This window comes from Secundilactobacillus folii (assembly GCF_009720675.1).
In the GTDB taxonomy this organism is placed as follows: Bacteria; Bacillota; Bacilli; order Lactobacillales; family Lactobacillaceae; genus Secundilactobacillus; species Secundilactobacillus folii.
Map to the genome: position 1 here is coordinate 61,513 of NZ_WNJO01000009.1, position 25,242 is coordinate 86,754.

Below are 25,242 nucleotides of genomic sequence, written 5' to 3' on the forward strand. Positions count from 1 at the left end.
TATATTAAATGTTGTGATGGCGGTATTGGTGAAGTTTGGTTAACACACCGGATTGTGGTTCCGGCACGCGTGGGTTCGAGTCCCACATACCGCCCTACTAAAAAATGGATCAAAGCATAAGTCAAGAGCGTCGTGGATTCCTGATTTGGAATCTACGACGCTCTTTATTTATGACGAATTTATTTAACTTTCAGTTCTAGAATACTTTCATGCTCAGATATAGTAAGATGATGGTAATTGATAATGGTGTACTCTCTCGTTTTTCTTGGTCGTTAAACGTTCTACCCATTTTGGGTCTATTTTATTCAATTAGTGTCGCACTTAGATTGTAAATTCACCGTTTTTAATAGAGTCACCGAGGGAACATATTCCTTGGCCTAAATCAGATGCTAGTGCTATAATAATAAAAGAAAAGAGGACGTGCGCGAACACGTCCCCATGCAGAACCGTTTAAGACGGTGGCGCTAACTTTACAAAATAACCGTCAGCTCTCCAAAGCTCAGACGATTATTTTTTTTGCCGAAAATTGATTATCAGCTCAACAACTAACCCCAGCAATGCGATAACGAACGTACCGAATGCCAACATTAATTGTATTGCGTCCGAAATGGACACAAGGCTTCTCCTTTCCTCAGAATAATAGGCACTACGGAAACCTCACCATAGTTACCACCTCCAAGAAACAAAGTCGCCACCGTTTTAACTTTTCTACAGCTACTATTAATACCATAAAGCAAAACATAGAGCAGCCATGAATGCCGATATATCGGCATTTATGGCTGTTTTTTGGTGCTACGATATTTAGCGTTGATAGGCTACTTGCCTGCCAACTCTTTTTTCTACACCATTTATATATTAGAAGACATGAACAGGACATCACACTGTCCCATGTTCGCTGTCCGACCAAAGAAAGAGAAACGGAATGAAAGCCAATCATAATTGGTCACTAGTTTTAATCATTGGCACTTGGGCACTTTCAAGTATCTGCTTTGCTGCAAAACAATCCATTGAAAACGGGATAGGTCGCATGGCAGATATAATAGCCTACATCATAATATTCGTCACATAGACAAGATCTGAATTTTAAAACCTTACTGCCCGATTCCTGATTTGCCGAAGTCGGACATGATGCGTCTGGTAAACTTTTGGGTCTTCGCCTTTAGGAAGTACCCCATACCAACCGTCAGCAAAATCATAAAGAACATGATGAACGCATCCGTGAAGACGGTGGTCATGTTGGGGCCACCGACCGCTTCACGAAACCCGCCAACGCTATATGCAAACGGGAAGAACCGGTAAGCAAACCGATAAAACGCTGGGTTCAACTGAACTGGATACAGAGCACCTGATCCAGCCAGCTGCAGCGCAATCAGAAAGATCACCGCCGCCTTCCCTAGGTTGCCAAAGGTCGCGGCCAGCGTGAAGATGATCGTCGTGAACAGCACGGACGTGAGCACCCCAAATAAGAACAGGATGAACATGCTTTCCACTTGAACCCGCAACAGAAATATCGAGCTGAGTAGAATAACCATGGTCTGAACCAACGAAAGCGTCCCGAACGTCAGCATCTTGCCGAAGTATTCCTCGTGAATGCTGATGTTTCGGAAACGGCGATTGCCACGGGGAACCGTCGTGTGCAAGATCATAACCAGCATCGTGCACCCGACCCACACGGAGATCGTCAGGTAAGTCGGCAAAAAGGCGTCCCCAAATGTACTAACTCTGTAGATACTCTCATCCTTGACGTTAAACAGCTTCACCAGCGTGTTCCCCATCGTTTTAGGATTATTTTGCAGCACCGTAATGATGCTAACGATGTCACTATCGCTGGTCAATTTTAACTGATTCGCAATTTTAGAAATGTCACCCTGGTAAGTTCCCAGCTTATCGTTCAGGTCAGCACTGCTTCTAGCAATCAGCTGATTACCCTGGATCGCACCGTTCAGATAATCCTCGTTAATGCCCTTGGCCTGCTTTAACTGGCGCAGGATCGACTGCGATTTCGACGCCGCAGAGACCAAGTTATTGCTGATGCCATCCAGGTGGGATTTGACCGAACCGTTGTACTGGCTCAATGATGAATTCATCGTCCGAGTCAGCCGGTGGGTGTTATTAGCAACGCTGGCAATATCCGCAGAAGTCAACTTACCAGTTGCGTTCAGCGTAGACTTTAACGATCTCAACTGCGACTTTTCTTCATTTAACAGTGAAACCGCGCCACCCAGCGTTGAATTCAAACCGCTCAAAGTTTCCAAGTTCGACTGACCGTTAACACTCTTTAAGAATGAACGCAGTGGCGTAATTTGACCCTTCAACAAGTCGACCTGAGAGATCGCACGGTTCAGTAAATTATTGACAGTACTGCGATTTGTTGACGAAGCCGAGCGATTTAAATTATTCACAATGCTATTCAACCGGTTAGCACCAGCGTTAGCACTGTGCAGATTCGTTTCCAGACTACTGAAAGCTTTATTCACAGAACCCTGCACGCTATGCAGCGACGAAATCGTCGCCGAATTCGACGACTGCAAGACGTCCACGTTCTGTGAGGCAGTCATGACTGGCTTCAGGGCTGTCAAAACGGTCGCCATGTTGGTTGTGGTATGACTGATCTCGCTCAGTGCGCCAGTTGCCAGATCCATTGAATTACTGAGGGTGATGATCCAGTCCTTCAGCTCCAAAATCTGAGCCTGCTTGTTCTTGGCCTTATTCCCCAGTACGTTTAACTTTGAGAAAATGGTGGTGTTGACGGTTTCCAGAAAGTTTGTCTCGACCTGGTTGACCAGCGTCTTGGCAGCCGTTTCGGTAATTTTGCCACCCATCGGACTATCGCGACTATTGGCCTTGTAAACCAGCTTGGCCTTATGCGGATTATCGCCGGCAATGCTGGCTAGGGATTTGGAAAAATTCTTTGGAATAATAATTTCAGCATAGTATTTGCCCGTTTTCACCCGCGCATCGGCCTGACTAGCCGAGGCAAACTGCCAATCTAACTGATGGTCGCTCTTCAATTGTTTGATCACCGTATCGCCGACGTTTAGTTGCTGACCGGCCAGACTCGCGCCGGTATCCTTGTTCACAACGGCCACAGGAATATTTTTAATTTCAGAAGTATCGTACGGATTCCAAATTGCCCGTACGTTGATCAGCGTGTAAAGGCTCGGCAGGATACAAAGCGCAAGCATCATAACGACCACGAGCGGAGACGTAAACATCGCCTTTAAGTCACGCTGAAAAATTAATTTAACGTTCTCCATTTAAACCATCCTTTTGTCAAATACAGTTGTGGTCAAAATGGACCAACTTTAGTACTGTTAAACATTCTAGGTGAGTAACCGCATGATTTCAAGCCTTGACGAAACGATACTGAACATGCCCGCAACTTGGAATTACCTGACATTTTGGTTTTAATTGTACTAAAATGTTGCCTGATTCGCGAGTTTATGCTGATTATTTGTTGATTTTTTTGACATCTCAAGTAATTATTACCGTTAGATGACACGAATTCACGCTTTTTGATGTTATACTGTTTTTGTTGTTTTACCCCATTTTCGAGTGTGCAGGGGAGTATTAGCTGTCATTTTGTAAAGTTAGGGAAAGTTACCGTTTTCCCCGCTCACGCAGTGCTGATAGCCTTTATTTAAACCCAACTGCACGACTGATATAGGCTGCGCGTTTAAAATGGCTTGTGATGACGCGTTTTGCAACCGGTCTGCAGCCCCATTAAACGTGGCATTTCACTACTTTACCTAACACACCGATAATCAAATCTTTACCTATTTATTAACTAACTTGCAAAGGAGTTTTATGAATGAAGAAACGTTTGATTTTAATGATGGCTGTCTTGGCAGGCTTCCTAACTGTATTTAGCATCAGTTCCCCCGCCCTCGCTAAAACTCGCAGTGCTAGAATTGTTTCCAGTCGCAAGCTTTCTAAGACGCCGTATCACGCCGTTAGCGGGTACCTTTACACTAGCGCTCACCTGACCAAGAAAGCGCATAACGCTGATAATTACCCCCGGACCACCTTCTACGCTTACCATTCCGACACCGTTCGAAAGGCCAACGGCAACAAAGCCGTTTACTACTACGTGAAAAATGGCAACGGCAAAGTGAAGGGCTGGATCTGGCGCGGTCATTTAGTTCGAGTCATCAGCCTTCAAAAGCAGCTGTCGCAATTCAACGAGTTGATCGGTCTGATTGATTCTACGACGACTAAGACGCATGACCGAATCGTTTCACTGTTAAAGACGGTCAACAGTGACACTACCATTTCCGACTTGATTTCAGACTTAAACAAACTCAAGAGTACGCTGACCAACAGTTCAGATATCACCAAGTTAAACCAGATCATCAGCCTCTTCCAAAGCGATTTCAATACTGGCATCAGTAACTTGAATAACCTGGCACAGGCCTTGCACGTGGTGAATACCAATCTCAATAACTTTATCAGCAATATTTTGAATCAGCTCACGACCACTGCTTAAGCTGAGGGGTTGCACAAGCGTCATTTTGACTTCGATTGGAGCCGGAATGATGCTTTCGTTTTACCGCTAATTCACGTAGAATAACAGTAATATCCCATCACCGGAGGCCAACATGTTTCATAACATTTTTAACCTGATTAAAAACGATTTTCATAATATTTTTCACCGCCGCAGTATCTGGATCACCCTGTTGGCATTCGCGTTGATTCCCATGTTCTACGCCGTTTTAAACATTCAAGTGTCCTGGAATCCCTATTCACCGGAGAATACTAAACGGCTGAAGATTGCCGTCGTGAACAGCGATGAAGGCGGCTCGATCCAGGGTACGCAGTTTAATGTGGGTGACCGCATTATCAAGCAGCTGCACCATAACCACGCCATCAACTGGGTGATCACCAGCGATTGGACTGCTAATAACGGCCTGGAAAACGGCAAATACTACGCCATGATTGAGATTCCAAATGACTTTTCCAGCAAACTGGCAACGTATACGACTGCTGACCCGCTGAAACCAACCGTTATCTACAAATCAAACGAAAAGTTGAATCCGGCTGCCACCAAGATTATCGGCCAAGCGAAGGATACGTTTACTGATACGATCCGACAGAACTTCATCAAAACGGGTAGTAAAGAAATCCTCCAGGTAGCCAATAAAGCCGGAGCAACACTGGCGACCAAAAAGCCTGAGATCCTGCAAGTTCGCTCGTCACTGGATGACGCCATCAACACGATCAATAAGACCCAGTCAACACTGGCTGGTGTCAACCGCACAAACGTGAAGACCCGTGCTGCCCTACAGCAGGTGAAGGCCAACATTCCCAAAATCTCATCGCAGATCGATGACTTGCAGGGTGTGATCAATAACACCAAAGCACTAAATAACTCCACGCAGCAATTAAATCAATCGCTGAGCTCCAACCTCGCTAACGGAATCAACACGCTGCAGACGCAGGGTACCAGGTTACAAAACACCTTGAATGGGCTGCCTTCCGGAAACGTTTCAGCTACCACGCTGAATAGCACAACTAATACGGCAACCGACCTGCTAAACGATTTGCATGACAACTTGAGTGATACCCTTCGTGTGCTGGATATCATCAATGATTTGATTCCTAATAACCGTACGTCAGCGCTGATCCGGTCAGTCTCGACCGCCAAAAAGAACGTCAACCACCAAAAGGCCCTCGTTAAAAGGTTAAAGGTCACCGGCAGCACTGCTAATCAGCGTTCACTGATCAAGCAACTGCAAGCCGCTGCCAACACGCTAAATACTAGTCTGGATACGGCATACACGAACTTTAACGCCACGACCAGTCCGGCATTGGATAGCCTGAACAACACGCTCAATGACAACCTCAATGGTAACAGCTCCGTCGTTCAGTCTATGAAGTCGGTACTGCCAGAGCTTAAAGCCGTGGCCAATGCAGGAACAATCACCGCTTCGCAAAACAGCGATATCAGTTCTCGTTTAGGCAAAATCAAACAGACTTTAAAGACGTTAGATGGTCAAATGAGCGTGATCAATGGCAAGAACTTGGATAAACTGATTAAACTGCTGGGTACCGATCCAAGCTTGTCCTCGATTTTATCCGCACCCATCAAGCTGCAAACTAAAGAACTTTACCCGATGAAGACCTTTGGCTGGGAAGTAACGCCGTTTTACGTCACGCTGGCGCTTTGGATCGGGATGTTACTGATGTCGACGATTCTAGCCTGGGAATACATTTTGCCAGACGATAAGAATGGTCTGCACCGGCCGAATCATCTGGAGTCCTATTTTGGCAAACTCACGCTCTATCTCACCATGAGCTTCTTTCAAGCGACCTTTGCGTGGATGGGCGTCATGCTACTCGGCGTGCGGCCAGTCCACTGGTTCTTGTTCCTGCTGGCCTTTTATGCGATTTCGTTCACGTTTGCAATCATTATGTTTAACCTAGTCTTCATGCTGGGCAATGCTGGGAAGGTGGTCATCGTCTTATTGATGCTGATCCAGTTGTTCGGGACTGGTGGGATGTATCCGCTGGAAGTGGTACCAAAGGATCTGGCGGCCCTCTCACCCTTCGTTCCGTTCACCTATTGCCTGCAACTGTTCCGGGAAGTCATGACTACGCCTGACTGGGCAGTCATCGGCCACGATCTCTTGTTCCTCTTCTTCTTTATCCTGTTCTTCACGGCAATCATGCCGCTTCGCCGGGTATTTGAAAAAATCATTTATCAAATGGAATCGGATGTTGCGCGGTCAAAGCTTTAACGGGCCTTGAGAATTAAAGAAAATAGCCACAAAAAAGGAGATTTCCGTGCCGGGAATCTCCTTTTGAAGTCTAAACGAGCTTTTGCGCACACTTTTCCAGATTTTACATGTTCCGCCGGCAAAAGACGTTGTAGCCAAGTGATAGAAATATCGCGATGTAGACGACGCTGCCAAGCAGCATTTGCCACGATTGCATGTTCAATAAAGTCTGATAATAACCAGGGCGCGCCATCATGCTGGGATACAGCATCATTGTCAGTGGATTCCACTTTGCCCAGTCCCATTTTTGAATCAGCATCGTCAGCAACTGGGTGACGATAAACGTCCCAAAGTAGCCAATGATCCCAACCGAAACGGCCGCCACAGAATTGCTAAAAACGTTCGCCAGCAGAAATACCAGGCTCAAGATGATCCACAGAGCGACAAAGCTTGCCGCTGAAATCGCCAGTCCGCGCGTAAAGACCGTATCGCCATAACCGGCGTTTTGATGAATACTCAGTGAATGACGGAACAGCAGCGCTCTCAACAGCAGCGTGACACCAGTACTGATCACGTACCAGTAAAGGCTGTACACCAGAATGGCCAGCCACTTGCTGACGAGGATCTGCCCGCGGCTGTAGCGCCGGTAAAGCACTTGTTTCATTGTGCCATACTGGAATTCCATGGTGATGATCGTCGCCGTAGCCGCAATCATGTAGAAGGTAATAAACGGCCTGGCAAAGTACAGTGATTCAAACATGTTAGCCGGGATAAAGGTCGTTGGGTAGATTCGTGATAAAATTGCAAACAGAAATTGAATCCCAATCAGAATGAAACTGCTGACCCAGGTACTCGTTTTACGCGTTAACTTGAATAGTTCTTGTTTCACTAAAGTCCACACTGAATAAGCACCTCCTATTCTGCCCGTTCCATGGCTAATTTTTGCTGAATGCGATTTTGCTTTAAGACTTCTAGTAACGAACTTTCCAGGTTGCCTTCCAAGCGACTGACATCTAAAATATCAATGTTGGCCTGAACTAAAGTCTTCAAAACCCGTGGCATCGTGCTGTCGTCGGTGGCGACCACTTCGATCCGTGGATCAGCCGTCATTTTAAACCGAGCTTTTTTCAGGACGTCGCGCGCCCGCTTGTCGTCATTAGTCATCAGCATGATTGTCTGCTTGCCCTGCGATGCCAGCAAATCATGCATCGTCGTGGTCTCCACGATCCGCCCCTGGTCGATGATCAGCAAGTCCTGCGCCAACCGCTGGAGTTCGCTTAGGATATGCGACGAGATCAGGAAGGTGGCTCCCTGCTGAGTCTCGGAAATGATGAGGTCACGAAGGTCTTTGATCGACTCTGGATCCAGCCCATTCATTGGCTCATCAAGAATAACCAGTTCAGGGAAATTCACAAGTGCCAAAGCGATGCCCAGCTTCTGCTTCATGCCCAGTGAATAGCCCTTGGTCTTTCGTTTAATGTAGCTATCCATATTCAGCTGTGAAATGATCTTTTGAATATGAATCAATTGGTGGTCACCGTCCGCAAAAAGCTGCAGGTGATCCCAACCAGTCAAAAAGGGGTAGATCCCGGGATGCTCAACGAGCGCACCAACTTTTGACAACGCCTCATGCTTCATCGGCGTCACCGTTTGACCATCGACCTTAATCGTTCCCGACTGAAAGTTAAACAGCCCAAGCATCGTTTTCATAATGGTGGACTTGCCGGCACCGTTGGGACCGACTAAGCCCACGATGTGTCCCTTTTCGATATCGAACGAGACATCATGCAAAACGTGCTTGTTGCCGAAACTTTTATTTAAATTTTGCACGGATAATATACTGCTCATGTAAACCTCCATCAAAATTATCATTCATAGATATTTAATCATAATGCTAGGGGGCTAGGCAACCCTCTTGAAGCAATACCATCTGTAACTTAAAAAGCCAATAAGTCTATTTTACTCAAAAAAGCGGCTGATGCCCGTTAAATCAGCTATCGTAACAAAATCCTAAGTGTATTTTCCACCAACACGCCAAAAAATTAAATCATTTAAGTAATTTTAAGCTCCATTTAAGTTCCCGCTTGTATATTAAGCATTGTACCAAACGTACAATATTTCTATTTCCCCAAATAGACTAATATATGCTTTCTCCTCCCTAGAGAGCAGGATGTCGCTTTCCCGGCGGCATCAACCCAATTGTATCAGGTATCCCAAATGCTTGGTACTTTCCTAAACTATTCTTCCTATTCTCCCAAATACGAAGACAAGCGGTTGGCACGCGCAGTCCCCTAACTGGCGTGTCAACGAGAAAACACCGCAGCCATTGGTTGCGGTGTTTTCTTTTGGTCTTATTAGTTTGATGCGGATAAGACCGTTCAGTCGATCTTACGGGCTCATAGGCAGGGAGCGAAAAATAATCAACCTTCTGAAAGCCCTTATTCAAAAGCCCTTTGTATCCAGCAGCTGCGCAATCAAACGTCTATCAGGGATTTTTGACAATCTATTTTTTATATAATTAACATGCCAAGGGTACCAACACAATTAGACAATTTAAAAGTTGAATATGTTTATGGATTCCATTCTAAAGTACCCATCTTCATTATTTTGTAGGCTGCACTTCTTGTCGAATTAAATAACAATGCAACGCTAGCACATGCTAAAATAACCTAAGAAAATCTGCCAAAACAAAAACATTTAATCTTAGCTTGTCATCGTCCTTTTGGAAGAATGTCGCTACGATATTTGTTTCAAGCCTATTAGGAAGGAAAGTTTACGATGTTGAAAATATACTTCAAAGAGCTATTATTCGATCTCGCAATGATGTTTATCTTGGCTATCGTTTTAATTTGCATAAAAGCTATCTATGATTGCGCAGTGAGCGGGCATCTTTACCTAGTGGTATACGGTAAATTGTTCGTGAATAACATGATTGGATGCGCAGTATTCTTTGCTCTGCTTGAATTTATTTCGGTGATTCGGAAAAACCGTAAAAGTAAATGATTATATTTGCTTAGCGTTGAAAGTTAATATTTACTTAAAGGAACATTTAGATTTTGGTAAATTCATTTGCGGGTCTAATCTGTGCTCTCTTAAAGAAAGCACAGTTAATTTCAGCTAGGTTAGTAATCGTAAGCGATTTTTTAAGTTCTCTAGTCATTGATGTTCACTGGAATACCCCACTCGTAGTATATTAGTCGTTGTCAAATTGCTATCAACACAAATATCGTAGCAATATTAAATTCTTAAAAATATCTTCCCCACATGCACCATCTTCAAAATACAGAAAAAAGACCCAACTTCCAAACAAAGTGTTGGATCTTTCTTTTTCAAAAAAATTTATTCCGCTTCACCCTGGCTTACCGTTCCTTCAATAGTTTCTTCTGTGGCATTCTCTTCTTTAATGATTTTCTTACGGTTATACATCATTAATGCTAATGCTACTAATGCTATTAAGACTGGTCCAATAATATTAGCATGAACGGTACCTTCATAGACAATCCAAGCTAATGGGCTAGCTGCAAAATCGATGCTGGCGACAGAAGAAGTCCCGGCGGGAATCAATGAGCCTTGTACAATTTTGACCGCAGATGTAAAGATACCGGCTAGCGAAGTTGCTGAAAGCACTCCTAAAATCATAGTTACAAGTCCTACAATGAATGTTCTTAGTACATTCCCTTTTGTATATGGTAAAACCAGTGGAAAAATGTAAATTAAACCTGAAAGACTAGCTAATGGAAGAAATTCATTGCCTGGGATGATAACAGACAGGAATAAAATTGTGGGAACAAGAAGTAATGAACATACCAATGTCACCGGATGCCCAATTACTAAAGCAGGAGTCATCCCAATGTTAAACGTACGACCTTTGAAACGGCGACTGATTAATTCTTGAGACCGATTGGAAATTGGTTTTAAACCCTCGATAAAGAGACTTGTAATTCTTGGAATCAAAACCATCACGGCACTCAATATAATACTTAATTGAAGCGTCTTAGCAACCGGATAATGAGCAAGGGCACCTAACAATATACCAATAATCACGCCCAGAAAAATTGGATCACCTAAAATTCCAAATTTCTTTTGTAATTTTTCAGCATCAAGATCAACTTTATTAAGACCAGGAATTCTTTCAATTATCCAGTTAATTGCCCAAGCAAATGGAATAAAAGTTACACAGAAAGCTTGTGGAATTGAAATGCCAGCAAGATCTTTACCATAAAATTTTTCGACCATTTTCTGAGAACGATCTGCTCCAACCAATGTTATAACAAACGTTATGATAGCTGCAAAGCCACCCCACCAAAAGCTCTTAGTTGCAATCGAAACAATTGAGCCAATAAAAGCAAAATGCCAATAGTTCCACAAGTCAATGTTAAGTGTCTTTGTTGTTTTAGTCAGCAACATAATTACATTTACAGCTAAGCCTAAAGGAATAATAATAGCACCAACTTCAGTACCAAAGGCCACCGTTGAAGCAGCTGGCCAGCCAATATCTAAAGTGTGTAAATGTAAATGGTAAATCTTAACCATTGAATTAACTGCAGGCCCTAAGTTATCTGCTAATAACTGAGTTATAACACTTAGTCCAACAAAACCTACCCCAACTGATAAACCAGATTTTAACGATTTCCCTAACCCCATCCCCAACAAGAGACCGAAAATCAAGAAAATAATTGGCATCATGACACTAGCCCCTAGGGACATAATATAATTGATAACCGCCATGAGATTTTCCTCCTATTAATTTTAAATAATCATTGTCTAGCCATGCATCTTATTTTGAATATGGTTATATTCATTGATGTATGCTTTGGCGTTTTTTTTGACCCCATCATAATCTCCGTGTTTTGCAGGTTTTGTCAAACCACCACCTGCACCAACAACAACAGCCCCTGCATCAAACCATTCAGCCATATTGTCAGTATTAACGCCACCTGATGGCATTACATTTAAATAAGGGAAGGGACCTTTATATTCCGAAATAGCAACCGAACCAGCCAAAGCCCCAGGAAACATCTTTACAACTTCTGAACCATATTTAAGTGCAGTTTGCGCTTCTGTAGGTGTGTACGTGCCTGGGACGTAAGGTACTTGATACAAATTGCAAAGTAAAGCTACATCTTTGTCAAAAGTTGGGCTGACAATGAATTGTGCCCCAGCAATGATCGCTAACCTTGCAGATGTCTCATCTAAAACCGTACCCGCTCCTACGACAATGTTACTTCCTGTATATTTTTCAACCAGTTTAGCAATAACCATATCTGCGTGGGGCACGCTATAGGTTAGTTCAATACCAGTTATACCCCCCTCGATAACGGCATCTGCAACTTTAACTGCTTCTTCAGCTGACTCTGCTCTTACTACCGCAACGACACCAGTCTGAATAAATTTTTTAAGCAATTCAGCTCTTTTCATATTCTTGTCACCCTTCATATAAGACGTTTTGATTCATAAAATCATTTAACTCCGCGGGTGTAGGGTAACCATCATTATCACCAGGACTCATGACCGCTAAAGCACCTATTGCACAACCACGCTTAACCGCATCATCGAGTGTCTGTCCTTCTAATAACGCGGTAATTAGTCCAACGGCAAACCCATCACCGGCTCCAACAGTATCTACAACCTTATCAGCTCTGTATCCGTTTATAACATGACTTGACTTATTCCTTTGTTTGATATAAGCCCCTTTTGGGCCAATCTTTACAACGACAGCCTGGGTATAATCACTTTGCCGTAAGTAAAAATTAGCAATTGTTTCTGGATCACTTGAACCAACGAGAATTTTTCCTTCTTTTACACCTGGAACAACAATAGACGCCATTTTGGCAAGTTCATTTGTAACTTCAACCATACGTGCTTGAGACTCCCAGAGTGCTGGCCGAAGATTGGGATCAAAAGTAATTAGTTTATTTTCGGATTGAAGTTGCTGGCCAAGCTTTTTTAGAACTAGTAAATCGTTATCGGAGATGGCGGCAAAAATACCTGAAATATGAGAAATTTTAACATCATCAAGATTAATTTCAGCTAAATCTTCAATTTTATAATTAGCTGCTGCAGAATTCTTCCTAAAGTAATAAGTTGCCGGATCACCTTTGCTCACTCGTTGTTTTAAATAGAAACCTGTCCAATATTCTGAAACCTTTTTGACATACTTTATTCCGACATTGGCTTCCTGCATGGATTCTATTAGAAAATTTCCAAAGGGGTCATCTCCAACAGCAGATACATATTCTGAGGAATGCCCCAGACGGCTGACACCAATTGCCACATTTAATTCGGCTCCAGCAGCAAACTTCTTAAATTCTTTTGCATCTATCAAAGATCTGTCCGCTTCCTCTGATGCAAAAACCGTCATCGGTTCACCAATAGTTAAAAATTCACTCATTAATTACAGCCCCCTCCCTTTTAATTTCTACATAAAGTTCCACTATATGAACATTCACACTAGAAGAAGTCCTCATATATAGCACACAATATTCTTAATAGGTCCACGCATAATTGAATTTTTAATTCACTATCTTACTAAATAGCCGCCATCAACAGGTATTACTGCACCGTTTACGTAGTTTGAAGCATTACCTGCTAAATATACGGAAATACCCATTAACTCATAAGGTTCACCCCAGTGCCCTGCAGCAATTCTGCCTAATATTTCATCATTACGAGATTTATCAGCACGAATTGGAGCTGTATTTGCAGTCTTAATGTATCCAGGTGCAATGGCATTAACTTGAACATTGAAAGCAGCCATTTCGCTAGCAAAAGCTTTTGTTAAACCGGCAACTCCATGCTTAGCTGCTGTATAAGAAGGAATAAACTTACCACCTTGGAATGACAGCATTGATCCAATGTTAATGATTTTGCCTGATTTTTGTTTTGCAAATTCTTTAGAAGCCGCTAATGACATGTGATAAACAGCGGATAAATTAATTGCAATAACTTTGTCCCAATCTGAATCTTTTGAATCAAGTAACGGGTTTCGTTTAATCATTCCAGCATTATTTACCAAGATATCAATATGACCAAATAAATCCAAAGCCTTTGAGACTACCTCGTTAGCAACTCCTTCTTTTGTTAAATCGACATCCATGAATTCAACCCTACGTCCACGAGACTCAATCAAGTCGCGCGTTGTATCCCAACCCTCTTGACCAAAAGTTGGAATGAAAATATCAGCTCCTGCTTCAGCCATCGCTACTGAATATCCTTGACCTAGCCCAGTATTCCCACCAGTGATAATGGCAACTTTACCTTTCAAACTGTACCAGTCCATTTTGAATTTATTAAGTGATTCAGCGTTGTGCTTGATTTCTTCTGATGATTGTGCCATTTTTAATAGCTCCTTATTTTCTAAATTTATTTGATTAATTACTTGAAGCTTTTCAACAGGCCCTGTTGTTGTAATTTTTCCGCATACTGCTTAAGTAGCGGACGTTTGTAGTCTTAAAGGATGTATTTAAAAAGTAATACTGTATTTCCATATGAGAAATATCATTTCCTTTTTGACAATATTAATATAAAGCTAGCAAAAAAAAAAAGCAAGTGTAATTTTACACTTGCCGGTAAATTAGTAATTAAAACGCTTCCTCAATCTCATGCTGTGCTTGCTTTGCAAGCTTTAAATATTTTTCTTGATTATTCTTTGTCATTCGATATTTTGGAGCAGTAATACTAAAAGCTCCGAGTAATTGATGATTTTTGGTCAATGAGAAACCTAAACAATAAACATCAGCTTCATTTTCTTCGTTATCAGTTGAATAACCCATCTCTTTAACTTTCTGAACTTCAGTGAATAAAGCATCTGATGAAGTGATTGTATTTGGGGCGATCTTTAATAATTCCGTTTCCTGAATATACTTTCCCAGTTTTTCGACTGGCCATGCTGCTAGTATAGCCTTTCCCATTGAAGATGAATAAAGATTCATTCTACCTCCAATTTTTGATTTTAAACTGATACTCCGATGTTGACTCTCAATTTTATCAAGTAAAACCACTGAATTACCAGAAACAACTCCAAGATTAATTGTCTCGTCGGTGATATCACGTAGGTGGGTAAGAACAGGTCTTGCATACTGTAACAAATCGAAATCACTTGCTGCTTTATCCGCATACGCAATGAAATCAATGCCTAAATAATATTTCTTTTCTTCTCCAACTTTCCTCACTAATCCTAAAACGTCCATAGTATTTAAAATCTTTAAAGCTGTCGATTTACCAATCTTAGTTCCAGCACTAATTTCCTTAAGTTCCGGCGCTTCTTTTGCCGTTAATAAGAAGTCTAAAATATGCTTAGCTTTAATCAATGATGAACCATATAAACGTAATTCTGACATTATATACGCTCCTAACATTTCCATATGAGAAACTCTATATCGTAATAATATCGCATGTGATGCAAAATTAAAAGATTTTTACGTACAGTCTTTTAAACCTGAATCTAACTAGCTAAGTTCAGCTTTTACCTGTAAAATTTATTAACACGAAAAACTACTAAAACAAATATCAATTATTTCCGCTTTGCTGTTCCGAAATCAGTTCGCGATAGCGTGAAACGGTTTGGTAACCGTCTTAACCACTCTGTGAATGCAGCGGAGTGGGCACGTTCAGAACTGTGGTGTCGGTGGCACTTAGATTTCGTTTTGTGAAATCTTAGCGCCACGCGAGACAAGTGAGATCCGGCCGACTGAAAGGAGGGCTAGCTCACTCGCGAGCCACCTCAGGCTGAACGTGCCCACGCAGCGGAATGAAACACCAGCCACCAAGATTACTTGATAGCTCAAAAACTGAATTTCAAAAAAATTACGAATTTAAGCCGCGGTTAAGGCGCAATTAAGTTCCGATTAAGCCGGCACCGGTATATTGATACTTGTACTTAAGGTACAGCAACAGGAAAGGAAGCTTGCTTATGAAAATGATTTTAGCAGTTGTTCCAGCTCTGTTGACGGTGGCCACAGTCGGCCTCGTCAGTTACCGAAAAAGAAAACAACGCATATAGGAGGCCTGCAAAAAATCAATCCCCGATTCACTCCAAACTCTATTCTTCCCTAAATAGATACGCGTAACCCTTGACCCCCCCTAATCAAGAAGTTACAAAAATATTCAGTATTCTCCCAAGTACTGAATCGTACTCAATCCGTAAAACCGATTACTCCCACTTATCGGTCGAACAACCCGCCACTCTTCCCCTCGAGTGACGGGTTTTAATGTGTCTTCATACAATTTAAGTTATACTGAAATCAATCAAACATAGAAGGTGATATTTTGAAGATCCACATTGGCTCAGAGCCTTGGAATCACGCTGCGGCACTCTATATTCGGATGAGCGTTTTCGTTTTAGAACGTGGTATTGCGCTGGCAGACGAATTTGATGATCAAGACGGTGCCGACCGCGTCTATGCGGTTTGCTACGACGTCAACGGTCAACCCGCTGCTACTGGGCGGTTTCAAACCATTGATTCGACAACGATGCGTCCCGGCCGAATCGCCACACTTAAACAGTACCGCGGCCACCACTTAGGCGCGCAGATCATTGCGGGACTGGAAAACTATGGTCGCCAGCACGGTTATACCCAATCACTGATCCACAGCGAACTGACCGCCCAGGGGTTTTACGAACGGCAGGGCTATCACGTGGTTTCAGACGTGTACACCGAAGACGGCGTTCCCTGTGTCAACGTGGCCAAATCACTGGTTGAGACTGGTGCGGATCAGAGTTAGCATTTGCTGCTGCAGCGGATTGAAGACGTGCGAGCGCCGATAAACCAAGCTAGTGATGAATTCCGGCTGGTCAGCATCCGTCAGCGGGACACGCACCACGTCCGGTGTGACCGGGGTTGGAATCGATAAGAAGCCGATGCCGATGTTATTAGCAATCAAATGCAGTAGGCCCTCCAAACTATTGGAACGAAAGGCAATTTTTGGTCGAATGTGATTCGCCCTCGTCAGCTGATTAAAGGCCTGGTTATGGACAAACCCCTGCTTGAACAGTAAAAATGACTCTCCTTTAAGATCCTCAAACCGCACTCCGGTTCGTTGTGCCAACGGGTGATCCTTGCTGACGTAGATGGCAAACGGCTGGCGGTGAAACGGTTCCACAACAAACCGGTCATCCACCAGTGGTTCAATGGTTGCTAACATGGCTAGATCAATATTGCCGGCATTTAACGCCTGCAAGGTCGTCATTGAGCCCTCTTCATACGTGTAAAGTTTCTCTAGTAACCCGGCTTGCTTTAACTTGATGGCAATTTGCGGAAAATATGTATTTTCAATAATGGGCGGTAAGCCCAGGGTCAGCCGTCCACGTTGCTTTTCCCCAAGCTCACGCTGGGCGATTTGATACTCGCTGACAATGGTACGAGCGTGCACCAGCAACTGTTCGCCACTGTCAGTCAGGCTCAGCTCGCCGTGAGCCCGGTGGCGAATCATTAACACGGTACCGAAGTCTTTTTCAAGCCGCTGTAACGCAAACGTGATCGTGGGCTGACTGACGCCAAATGCTGTGGCCACTTTGGAAAAACTTTTTTGGTCCGCTAAGTGAATGAAATAATCTAAGTCTTTAATATTCATCCGTATCCCCCGTTCTTTCAGTGTTTTTATTTCTATTATAAACGTTATTTATATTAGAAGGGACGTTTGACTATCAAATGTCCGGAGAAATATACTACATATGTCAACTTAAGAAAGAGGGACATTCAAATGTCATTAAATATTTTAAATAATCCGTTTAAAAACAAGGGAACTGCATTTACCGAACAGGAACGTCACGAACTGGGTATCGAAGGGTTGCTGCCACCAGCCGTCCAAACCCTTAATGAGCAAGTCGAACAGGCTTTTATGCAGTATCAAAATCGGCCAACTAACCTGTTGAAACGCCAATTTCTGATGGACGTCTTCAACGAAAACCGAGTGCTGTTTTTCAAACTGTTCAGCGAACACGTGGCAGACTTCATGCCGGTCGTGTACGACCCCACGATTGCTGATACCATTGAAAACTATAGTAAGCTATTCGTTGACCCACAGGATGCTGCGTTTCTGTCCATTGACCGCCCTGACGAGATGGAAGCGTCGTTGAAGAACGCAGCTGACGGCCGGGACATTCGCCTAATCGTTGTCACCGATGCTGAGGGAATCCTCGGAATTGGCGACTGGGGCACGGACGGTGTTGACATCGCCGTCGGTAAGCTGATGGTTTACACTGCTGCCGCTGGAATTGATCCCGCCCAAGTGCTGCCCGTGGTTTTGGACGTCGGGACTAATAATCAGCAGTTGCTGGATAGTCCGCTATATCTGGGGAACCGCCATCAGCGTGTGGCTGGCAAGCGCTACGATGATTTCGTGGATCAGTTTGTGACGACTGCAGAGACGTTGTTCCCAGACCTCTACCTGCATTTTGAAGACTTCGGCCGCGACCACGCTGCTAAAATTTTGAACCGTTATCGCGACAAATACACGGTGTTCAACGATGATATTCAAGGCACTGGGATCATTACGTTAGCTGCCGTTTTGGGAGCACTCAACATCTCCAAGCAGTCACTGGCTGATCAACGTTACGTTTGCTTCGGTACAGGAACTGCCGGTGCTGGTATTGCCAAGCGGGTCTACGACGAATACGTCAAACAGGGTATGAGTCCTGAGGAAGCCAAAGACCACTTTTACATGGTCGACAAACAAGGCCTGCTCTTTGATGACGACCCCACTCTAACGCCGGAACAAAAGCCATTTGCCCGTCAGCGCAACGAGTTCGATAACCCAGACAAACTGGATAACCTGGCAGCCGTCGTTGCTGAAGTTCACCCCACAATTTTAGTTGGAACTTCAACTCAGCCGGGAACCTTTACAGAGGCCATCGTCAAGGACATGGCGGCTCACACCGACCGGCCAATCATTTTACCGCTGTCTAACCCCACTAAGTTAGCGGAGGCAAGTGCTGCAGACCTGCTGAAATGGACCGATGGCCGGGCTTTGGTTGCCACAGGGATTCCCGCTAATGATGTGACCTTAAACGGCACCACTTACCAAATCGGTCAAGCTAACAACGCCCTGGTTTATCCCGGTCTCGGATTGGGCGTGATCGCCGCTGATGCGACCACCTTAAACGACGATATGATTTCTGCTGCAGCCCACTCATTAGGTGGGATCGTCGACTCGTCAAAGCCCGGTGCAGCAATTTTGCCACCCGTCATGAAGCTCAGTCAGTTTTCGACGACCATTGCGGAGGCCGTTGCCCAAAGCGCAATTGATCAAGGCTTGACCAAAGCGCCAGTAACGAGCGCTAAGGATGCTGTTAAACAGACTAAGTGGGTACCGGAATACGAATGATTTGAAATCCAAATAAGACGTTGATTGCTTTTCTATTTGTAAAAGCAATCAACGTCTTATTTTTAAAACCTTTTCTGAATCTCTTGCGTAGTTAACTATGAAAGTCCTTAACGAGGCAGCACAAACTTCTCAATGCCGCGGCCAACACCATCGTCGTCATGATCAGCCGTCATGTATTTAGCACCCTTCTTCACCGAGGGCAGTGCGTTTGCCATTACGATCGGCAACCCTACCATTTTGAGCATCGGCAAATCATTAGGGCCATCGCCAAAGGCCGCTGTTTGACTGGGATCAAGGGCTTCTTGCTCCAAAATATAACGGACACCAGCTGACTTTTGGGCTTGCTGATTAGTAATATCAAGAAAAACATTGCTTGATTTTTGGACTGACACCCCTGGCAAATCAGCCTGTAATAGCAGGTCATAGATCCCGTTCATGACGGCTAGGTCGAGAATCGTGAAGGTGATTTTATAGATTGGAACGGGGTTTGACCAGAATGCCGAGGGCTCGATCACAACTGGATCCTGCGGCATGTCGTGGGCAAAATGATGGATGCCATCGTCGATTTGGGTCACAAACCAATGAGTCAGGTCAAACAGACTGATAGCAGTACTTGGAAAGTGGCTAGTAACGAGATCAACGACTTTTTTAACGACTTTTTCGTCAATCGGTTGATCATGAATGACCTTGAACTCACCATTTTCCACGCGGTAGATCACCCCACCATTGAAGCCAACCTGTGGTGTTGTTAATTTCAGCGCTTGAATTGCCGCTAACATTTGTTTCGGTGAACGAGCAGAAACGAGCGTGAACGGAATCCCACTACTGATAATCGTGCTCTGATTGCCTGCTGAAACGACACCTTGATCATTTAGTAGCGTGCCATCCATGTCCGAGAAGATATGTTTGATGGTCATAACGGTTATATTTTCCCTTCTCTTTTTAGTGGTTATTTGATTATATTGCCATGTTTTTGGGTGGGGTGCAAGATTGACGCTTCTTTGGGGCGGGTTTCGACCCGTTTTGAATTCTACATTGCTGAAACGTGTTCCACAAGGCAAAGACCTTCCTCACACTCTGTTTAGTGCCACATAGCCGAAACGTGTTTCACAAGGCAAGGGACTATGTAGAAGCCAACTCTGACATAAATCCAAGCCCGGGATTTTTGCCAGAGTCGTCTTCTACGCCGTCCCTTAACCGCCTTGCTCCACACTCTATCTTCTTAACCGCCTTGCTCCACACTCTTTCCCTTGTAAATCGCCTCATACATGACTACCATCACCAGAAATACCACCAGCGAAATAATCATCGATACCCGCGTCGATGGATTTATCAGCAAGAAGATCAAAATCCCCACAAAGAAAACCAAGCTTACCCAATCCGTCACCGGATAACCTGGCATCCTAAAGGTTTGCGCCCCCGCCGGATTTGCCTTCCTATACTTCACATGACACCACAACAAGACAACCCACACCAACACGAAATTGATCGTCGACACACCAGAAATCAACGTGAACACGCTGGCTGGCATCAAAAAGTTCAAAATGACAATAATAAACAAGACCAACGCCGAAAAGTTCAGCGAGTTTGTCGGAACCCCCGCCTTATTCAGCCTTGCCAGCGACTTTGGTGCGTTACCGCCCCAGCTCAACGCATGCAGAGTTCTGCTCGTACTAAACAAACAGCTATTCGTTGCTGACATCGCCGCCGTTAAGACTACGAAGTTTAAAATTCCCGCCGCACCCGCAATGCCGATTCCCGAGAAAACCTGGACGAACGGACTTACCGTGGTTGTAATCTTATTCCAAGGGTAGACACTCATGATGGCAATCATCGAGCCCACGTAAAATAGACCAATTCGAATCGGTAAACTATTGATTGCTTTGGGTAAATTAGCCACTGGATCATCCGTTTCACCAGCCGTTAACCCAACCATTTCAATACCGACAAAGGCGAAGACAACCATTTGAAACGCCATTAAAAAACCGTAGCCACCGGTGGGAAAAAAGCCCCCGTGACTCACTAAATTACTAAACGAAGCGTGTTGGCCAGCCACTTTAAAATGCAGAATGGCTAACGCGAATCCCACGACGACTAAGATGATGATCGCCGCCACTTTGATCAATGAAAACCACGACTCCATTTCACCAAACGCCCGCACATTCACGCGGTTAGTGAGATAGAGAAAGATCAAGATCACAAACGGTGCCACCCACTGCGGAACCGATGGGAACCAAAACTTAATGTAGATCCCAGTCGCTGTAAGGTCCGCCATGGCTAGACTGATCCAGCAAAACCAGTACATCCAACCGGTCACAAATTCCATGCGGTCACCGAGGTATTCCTTAACAAAGTCCAAAAAAGAGTGCTTCGTTGTATCAGACATCAGTAACTCGCCGATTGCTCGCATCATAAAGAAGCAGAACACACCGACGATCAAGTAGGCCAAAATAATCGAGGGGCCACTGGTATGAATTGCACTACCAGATCCGAGAAACAGACCAGTCCCGATGGCACCACCAATGGCAATCATCTGAATATGTCTGCTCTGTAACGATCGTGATAACTTTTGATTGTTATTTTTCATCCTTCTGCTCCTTTTCGAAAGTCAAAAAAACGCCCCTTAGCACTCACTTCTGAAGTACTAAGGGGCGTCTATAACGCTGTTCCACCCTAAGTTCACAGTGGCTATTCCACTGCCTCTAATCGCTGATAACGGTCGCGCAACCAAATTTGTTTCTGCCATTTCACGTTGCCGGTTCTCAGCCAAGCCCGACTCTCTGTCTCAAGTATACTTGTTCTCATTGTACTTTAATTTTTTAAAAATACAAGTCTCATTCTCAGGGTTTCTTTTAAGATAATAAACAAAAGCGCGTCGCTATGAGGCTCCGGCGACGCGCAAATTAGATTTTGAAAAAATTATCAGAGTAATTTACTTGTTGACCACAAACTTAGCATCCTTGCCCTGATCGACCAACAAAACGTTGCTGGCAACGATGTCTGCCATAGCGTCACGTGCTTCGACCGTGGCGTTACCAACGTGTGGCGTTAACACAACGTTTTTCAGCGTCTTGAAGCCATCGTCAACTTCTGGTTCGTGCTCGTAGACATCCAAAGCAGCACCAGCCACCTCGCCAGCTTTCAAAGCGTCCAGCAGAGCGGCTTCATCAACAATTGGGCCACGGCCGACGTTGATAATGGAGGCAGTGTTCTTCATGGCTTTGAATGCTGCGGCGTCGAACTTATGCACCGTATCAGGGGTCTGCGGCGCATTGATCGAGATATAATCGCTGGTCTTGATCAGTTCATCTAACGAAACATACTTAACTTTCATGGAGCGTTCCTCAGGATCAGAGAGACGGTTTGGCTTGTAGTACTGAACGTTCATGCCCAAGGCGTTAGCTTTGCGGGCAACGTCGCTACCAATATTGCCAAGACCGAAGATCCCCAAAGTCTTACCGGCAATTTCGTGACCTAAGAAGTACAGTGGTGCCCAGCCAGGAAATCCTTCATGGCGCATCTTAGTGTCACCCTCAACAATTCGGTGACTTAATGCTAAAATTAAACCAATGGTCACTTCGGCCACAGCGTTTGTCGAAACAGCTGGCGTGTTAGTTACCGGAATTCCCTTTTCCTTAGCGTAGGCAGTGTCAATGTTGTTGACACCAGCACCGAAGTTTGCAATCAATTTCAGCTTTGGGGCAGCGTCAATGATTTCCTTGTCGACCTTAGTTGAGAGCGGTGTAATCAAAAAATCAATGTCCGAAACGTTTTTGAGCAATTCGTCGTGAGAGATCAAACCCTCACCTTCAAATTGACTAACGTCTAAACCACCGTTTTTCAGTTCTTGCATGGCAACTTCTGGTAACTTAGCTGACAAATAAACTTTACTCATGATCAGATGCCTCCTGTATTTTGTTAACGCTTTCATTATCAACCATATTTAACAAAAGTGCAATCATGCACTTTTTCGTAACCGGTGAAAGGAAGCTATGAAAATGACCGATCTTGTTCGCAAGGAAGTCCTCCAAAAGCTGTCAGACGGGGCTTTTAATTGTCCAAAGGAATTGACACTTTCCATGTTCAGTGGCAAATGGAAAATTAATATGCTGTATCACATGGGCAAGGAAGGTGCCTATTATTTCAACGAATTTCAAAAACTGTTACCGGCTGCTTCCCACAAAGAACTGGCCGAAAAACTGAAGGAGATGGCTGCTGACGGATTAGTTTCCCGTCATGAAGAGACTAACGGCCGTCTACGGGTGGCTTATTCACTGACCCCACTGCGCAAAACGCTACTACCGATCGTCAATGCGATGTATGACTGGGGTGTTAACCGCCTGGCGGAGTTACAGGTGTCAGACGTGAAGTTTGGCTTAGGTGAAGTCAAGCAGCGTTAGGTTTTCAGCGCTAAGGAGTCAGAATTAAGATTATGAACCTTAGGCATTAGTTATGCAGCTCAACTATTTAACCTAATATTCACCCTCAGTTCAAATAAGTGCGAGTGGGGCAAAACTCGGTTAGTTTTCAGTAAGTAAGCCAAAAGCGCCGTGGATTCCTGGTTTTGGAATCTGCGGCGCTCTTGACTCATATGGCCGGGATCTGAACTTTGACACCCGTTTAGACCAAGGACAGTTCCAAGTCTGTGTCACATTTTTAACGACCTCTGTGTTAAAATATCAGTTCGATACTGACCAGCATTAACTTTTATCTCAGCCCTGCTTATTAGCGTTCTTTCCGATTTTTAAGCCTCAAGCATTGCCTTCACCGTTCCAGCAATATCATCACTTTGGGCAATCAGCGAAATCACTGCTGAACCGGCTGCACCAGTGGCAATTACTGCACTCAAGTCGTTAATTGCGATCCCACCAATGCCAACGACCGGCCGCTTTGCCAGACTCACCAGCTGTTTCAGCCCAGCCAGACCAATCACCGGATCAGCATCCGCCTTCGACCCGGTTGCGTGAACCGGACCGCTGCCGTAATAGTCGATGCCGTCAATGGTATTGGCCCGCTCAATCTCGCTAGCTGTGGAGCAGGACAGACCAATCATCATCTGGTCGCCAACTTCGCTAACCACTCTTTGGATCTGTTCGTCAGACTGACCAACGTGAATCCCATCCGCGTTGACTTGTTTAGCGAGTTCCACATCATCATCAACGATAAACGGAATCCCAGCTCCGGCACAACGTCCCCGAAGCGCCATAGCTACGGCAGCGCGGTCGACCATCGAAAGTGTTGAACCACTGCCCTTGTCACGGAATTGAAATGCCGTAATACCAGCTTTAATGGCACTTTCAACGATTGGCTTCAATTGCCCCTTTGGCACGTCTTGTGAGCCGCAGACAAAGTAGGCTTTCAACATTTCAGGTTTAAATTTCATGACGCTGCTCCTCTCCGTACGCCCAGTGGTTTAACGGCCCATGACCGTGACCAACTTGGATCGTATTGCGAATGGCTGCTTCCACAAAGTCTTTAGCGGTACGGATCGCTGATTCCACGTCTGCACCCTTGGCAATTTCAGCCGTCATCGCACTCGATAGAGTATCCCCTGTACCGTGGGTTCGTACGGTATCCACCCGTGGAGCACTGAGCCAGAAGTCCCGGCCGTTTTCCAGCAGCACATAGTCGCGAACCGTTTCAGTATCACCGTGTCCGCCCTTGATCATCACGTTCTTAGCACCGGTTCCACGTAAAACCTTGGCTGCGTTTCGCATGTCATCGTCAGTCTTAATGGTCATGTCGGTTAGGCGTTCAGCTTCCGGCAGGTTGGGCGTGACAACGGTCGCAAGCGGCAGCAAATCGCGCTTGACGACGTCGATCGCGTCATCCGCCAGTAACGGGGCACCACCCTTGGCAATCATCACTGGATCTACAATGAGTGGTCCAAAACTGTATTTCTGCAAATTGGCCACTACAATCTCCACGTGCTCAGCGTCTGCCAGCATCCCAGTCTTGCAGGCTTTGATTGCCAGGTCATCTGCCAGCGAAGCAAACTGCTCATCAATCAGCTTCTTGGGTAACGCCATGAAATCCTGCACGCCCAGCGTATTCTGCGCGGTTACTGCGACAATCACCGCGGTACTGAACACGTGGCGCTCCTGCATGGTCTTCAAGTCGGCCATCACACCGGCACCACCGCCAGAGTCAGTCCCCGCAATCGTTAGCGTTTGTGGAAATGAATTAAGTTCCTCAGCCATAA

General features: G+C 44.7%; 20 protein-coding genes and 1 tRNA gene. 6 read left to right on the plus strand and 15 right to left on the minus strand.

Annotated elements, in window-relative coordinates; translation table 11 throughout:
* Positions 1-19: 19 nt before the first annotated feature.
* Positions 20-94 (plus strand) — tRNA-His (locus GM612_RS08585).
* 413 nt (positions 95-507) lie between these two features.
* On the opposite strand, the gene GM612_RS12485 is transcribed toward GM612_RS08585, so the two are convergent.
* On the minus strand, positions 508-615 hold the full coding sequence (locus tag GM612_RS12485; RefSeq protein WP_343031859.1) for a putative holin-like toxin: 108 nt from the start codon (positions 613-615) through the stop codon (positions 508-510).
* 476 nt (positions 616-1,091) lie between these two features.
* Positions 1,092-3,257 carry a YhgE/Pip domain-containing protein gene (locus tag GM612_RS08595; protein WP_155431969.1) on the minus strand — a complete coding sequence of 722 codons (2,166 nt, stop codon included), beginning with the start codon at positions 3,255-3,257 and terminating at the stop codon, positions 1,092-1,094.
* Between the two features lie 554 nt (positions 3,258-3,811).
* On the opposite strand from GM612_RS08595, the gene GM612_RS08600 reads away from it, so the two are divergent.
* Positions 3,812-4,486 (plus strand): D-alanyl-D-alanine carboxypeptidase, encoded by a 675-nt coding sequence (locus GM612_RS08600; RefSeq protein WP_155431970.1) that lies wholly within the window; start codon positions 3,812-3,814, stop codon positions 4,484-4,486.
* Positions 4,487-4,598: 112 nt separating this feature from the next.
* Positions 4,599-6,737 carry a YhgE/Pip domain-containing protein gene (locus tag GM612_RS08605; protein WP_155431971.1) on the plus strand — a complete coding sequence of 713 codons (2,139 nt, stop codon included), beginning with the start codon at positions 4,599-4,601 and terminating at the stop codon, positions 6,735-6,737.
* A gap of 103 nt (positions 6,738-6,840) precedes the next feature.
* Here GM612_RS08605 and GM612_RS08610 read toward each other — a convergent pair whose 3' ends face one another.
* From GM612_RS08610 to GM612_RS08640, 7 genes are all read right to left on the minus strand, one after another.
* A complete protein-coding gene (locus tag GM612_RS08610; RefSeq protein WP_155431972.1) occupies positions 6,841-7,617 on the minus strand; it encodes an ABC transporter permease in 777 nt (258 codons plus the stop codon).
* 14 nt (positions 7,618-7,631) lie between these two features.
* Positions 7,632-8,564 (minus strand): ABC transporter ATP-binding protein, encoded by a 933-nt coding sequence (locus GM612_RS08615; protein WP_155431973.1) that lies wholly within the window; start codon positions 8,562-8,564, stop codon positions 7,632-7,634.
* Positions 8,565-10,055: 1,491 nt separating this feature from the next.
* Complete coding sequence (locus GM612_RS08620) at positions 10,056-11,444, minus strand: PTS galactitol transporter subunit IIC (RefSeq protein ID WP_155431974.1); 1,389 nt, start codon at positions 11,442-11,444, stop codon at positions 10,056-10,058.
* A gap of 36 nt (positions 11,445-11,480) precedes the next feature.
* Positions 11,481-12,134, minus strand: a complete 654-nt coding sequence (locus tag GM612_RS08625; RefSeq protein WP_155431975.1) for a bifunctional 2-keto-4-hydroxyglutarate aldolase/2-keto-3-deoxy-6-phosphogluconate aldolase — start codon at positions 12,132-12,134, stop codon at positions 11,481-11,483.
* Between the two features lie 7 nt (positions 12,135-12,141).
* Positions 12,142-13,107 (minus strand): sugar kinase, encoded by a 966-nt coding sequence (locus GM612_RS08630; protein ID WP_155431976.1) that lies wholly within the window; start codon positions 13,105-13,107, stop codon positions 12,142-12,144.
* A 129-nt stretch (positions 13,108-13,236) separates the two neighbouring features.
* Complete coding sequence (gene kduD, locus GM612_RS08635) at positions 13,237-14,052, minus strand: 2-dehydro-3-deoxy-D-gluconate 5-dehydrogenase KduD (protein ID WP_155431977.1); 816 nt, start codon at positions 14,050-14,052, stop codon at positions 13,237-13,239.
* A gap of 244 nt (positions 14,053-14,296) precedes the next feature.
* Positions 14,297-15,055, minus strand: coding sequence for an IclR family transcriptional regulator (locus GM612_RS08640; RefSeq protein WP_155431978.1), 759 nt, complete (start codon positions 15,053-15,055; stop codon positions 14,297-14,299).
* Positions 15,056-15,983: 928 nt separating this feature from the next.
* On the opposite strand from GM612_RS08640, the gene GM612_RS08645 reads away from it, so the two are divergent.
* Complete coding sequence (locus tag GM612_RS08645; protein WP_425500344.1) at positions 15,984-16,439, plus strand: GNAT family N-acetyltransferase; 456 nt, start codon at positions 15,984-15,986, stop codon at positions 16,437-16,439.
* Here GM612_RS08645 and GM612_RS08650 read toward each other — a convergent pair.
* Entirely contained in the window at positions 16,407-17,288 is an 882-nt protein-coding gene (locus GM612_RS08650; RefSeq protein ID WP_155431979.1) for a LysR family transcriptional regulator, read from the minus strand. The two genes, GM612_RS08645 and GM612_RS08650, sit on opposite strands and share 33 nt — an antisense overlap.
* 129 nt (positions 17,289-17,417) lie before the next feature.
* Between GM612_RS08650 and GM612_RS08655 the strand changes: the two genes are divergently transcribed.
* Positions 17,418-19,040 carry a malolactic enzyme gene (locus GM612_RS08655; RefSeq protein ID WP_155431980.1) on the plus strand — a complete coding sequence of 541 codons (1,623 nt, stop codon included), beginning with the start codon at positions 17,418-17,420 and terminating at the stop codon, positions 19,038-19,040.
* A gap of 107 nt (positions 19,041-19,147) precedes the next feature.
* Here the strand turns inward: GM612_RS08655 and GM612_RS08660 are convergent, their stop codons facing one another.
* From GM612_RS08660 to GM612_RS08670, 3 genes are all read right to left on the minus strand, one after another.
* A complete protein-coding gene (locus GM612_RS08660) occupies positions 19,148-19,957 on the minus strand; it encodes an HAD family hydrolase (RefSeq protein WP_155431981.1) in 810 nt (269 codons plus the stop codon).
* A gap of 305 nt (positions 19,958-20,262) precedes the next feature.
* Positions 20,263-21,627 carry an amino acid permease gene (locus GM612_RS08665; RefSeq protein WP_155431982.1) on the minus strand — a complete coding sequence of 455 codons (1,365 nt, stop codon included), beginning with the start codon at positions 21,625-21,627 and terminating at the stop codon, positions 20,263-20,265.
* Positions 21,628-21,972: 345 nt separating this feature from the next.
* A complete protein-coding gene (locus GM612_RS08670) occupies positions 21,973-22,935 on the minus strand; it encodes a 2-hydroxyacid dehydrogenase family protein (RefSeq protein WP_155431983.1) in 963 nt (320 codons plus the stop codon).
* A 103-nt stretch (positions 22,936-23,038) separates the two neighbouring features.
* Here GM612_RS08670 and GM612_RS08675 point away from each other — a divergent pair, with 103 nt between their 5' ends.
* Positions 23,039-23,440 carry a winged helix-turn-helix transcriptional regulator gene (locus GM612_RS08675; protein ID WP_155431984.1) on the plus strand — a complete coding sequence of 134 codons (402 nt, stop codon included), beginning with the start codon at positions 23,039-23,041 and terminating at the stop codon, positions 23,438-23,440.
* 344 nt (positions 23,441-23,784) lie between these two features.
* Here the strand turns inward: GM612_RS08675 and thiE are convergent, their stop codons facing one another.
* Positions 23,785-24,423 carry a thiamine phosphate synthase gene (gene thiE, locus GM612_RS08680; protein WP_155431985.1) on the minus strand — a complete coding sequence of 213 codons (639 nt, stop codon included), beginning with the start codon at positions 24,421-24,423 and terminating at the stop codon, positions 23,785-23,787.
* On the minus strand, positions 24,413-25,240 hold the full coding sequence (thiD, locus tag GM612_RS08685; RefSeq protein WP_155431986.1) for a bifunctional hydroxymethylpyrimidine kinase/phosphomethylpyrimidine kinase: 828 nt from the start codon (positions 25,238-25,240) through the stop codon (positions 24,413-24,415). Before thiD ends, thiE begins: the two co-directional genes overlap by 11 nt.
* Between the last annotated feature and the right edge of the window lie 2 nt (positions 25,241-25,242).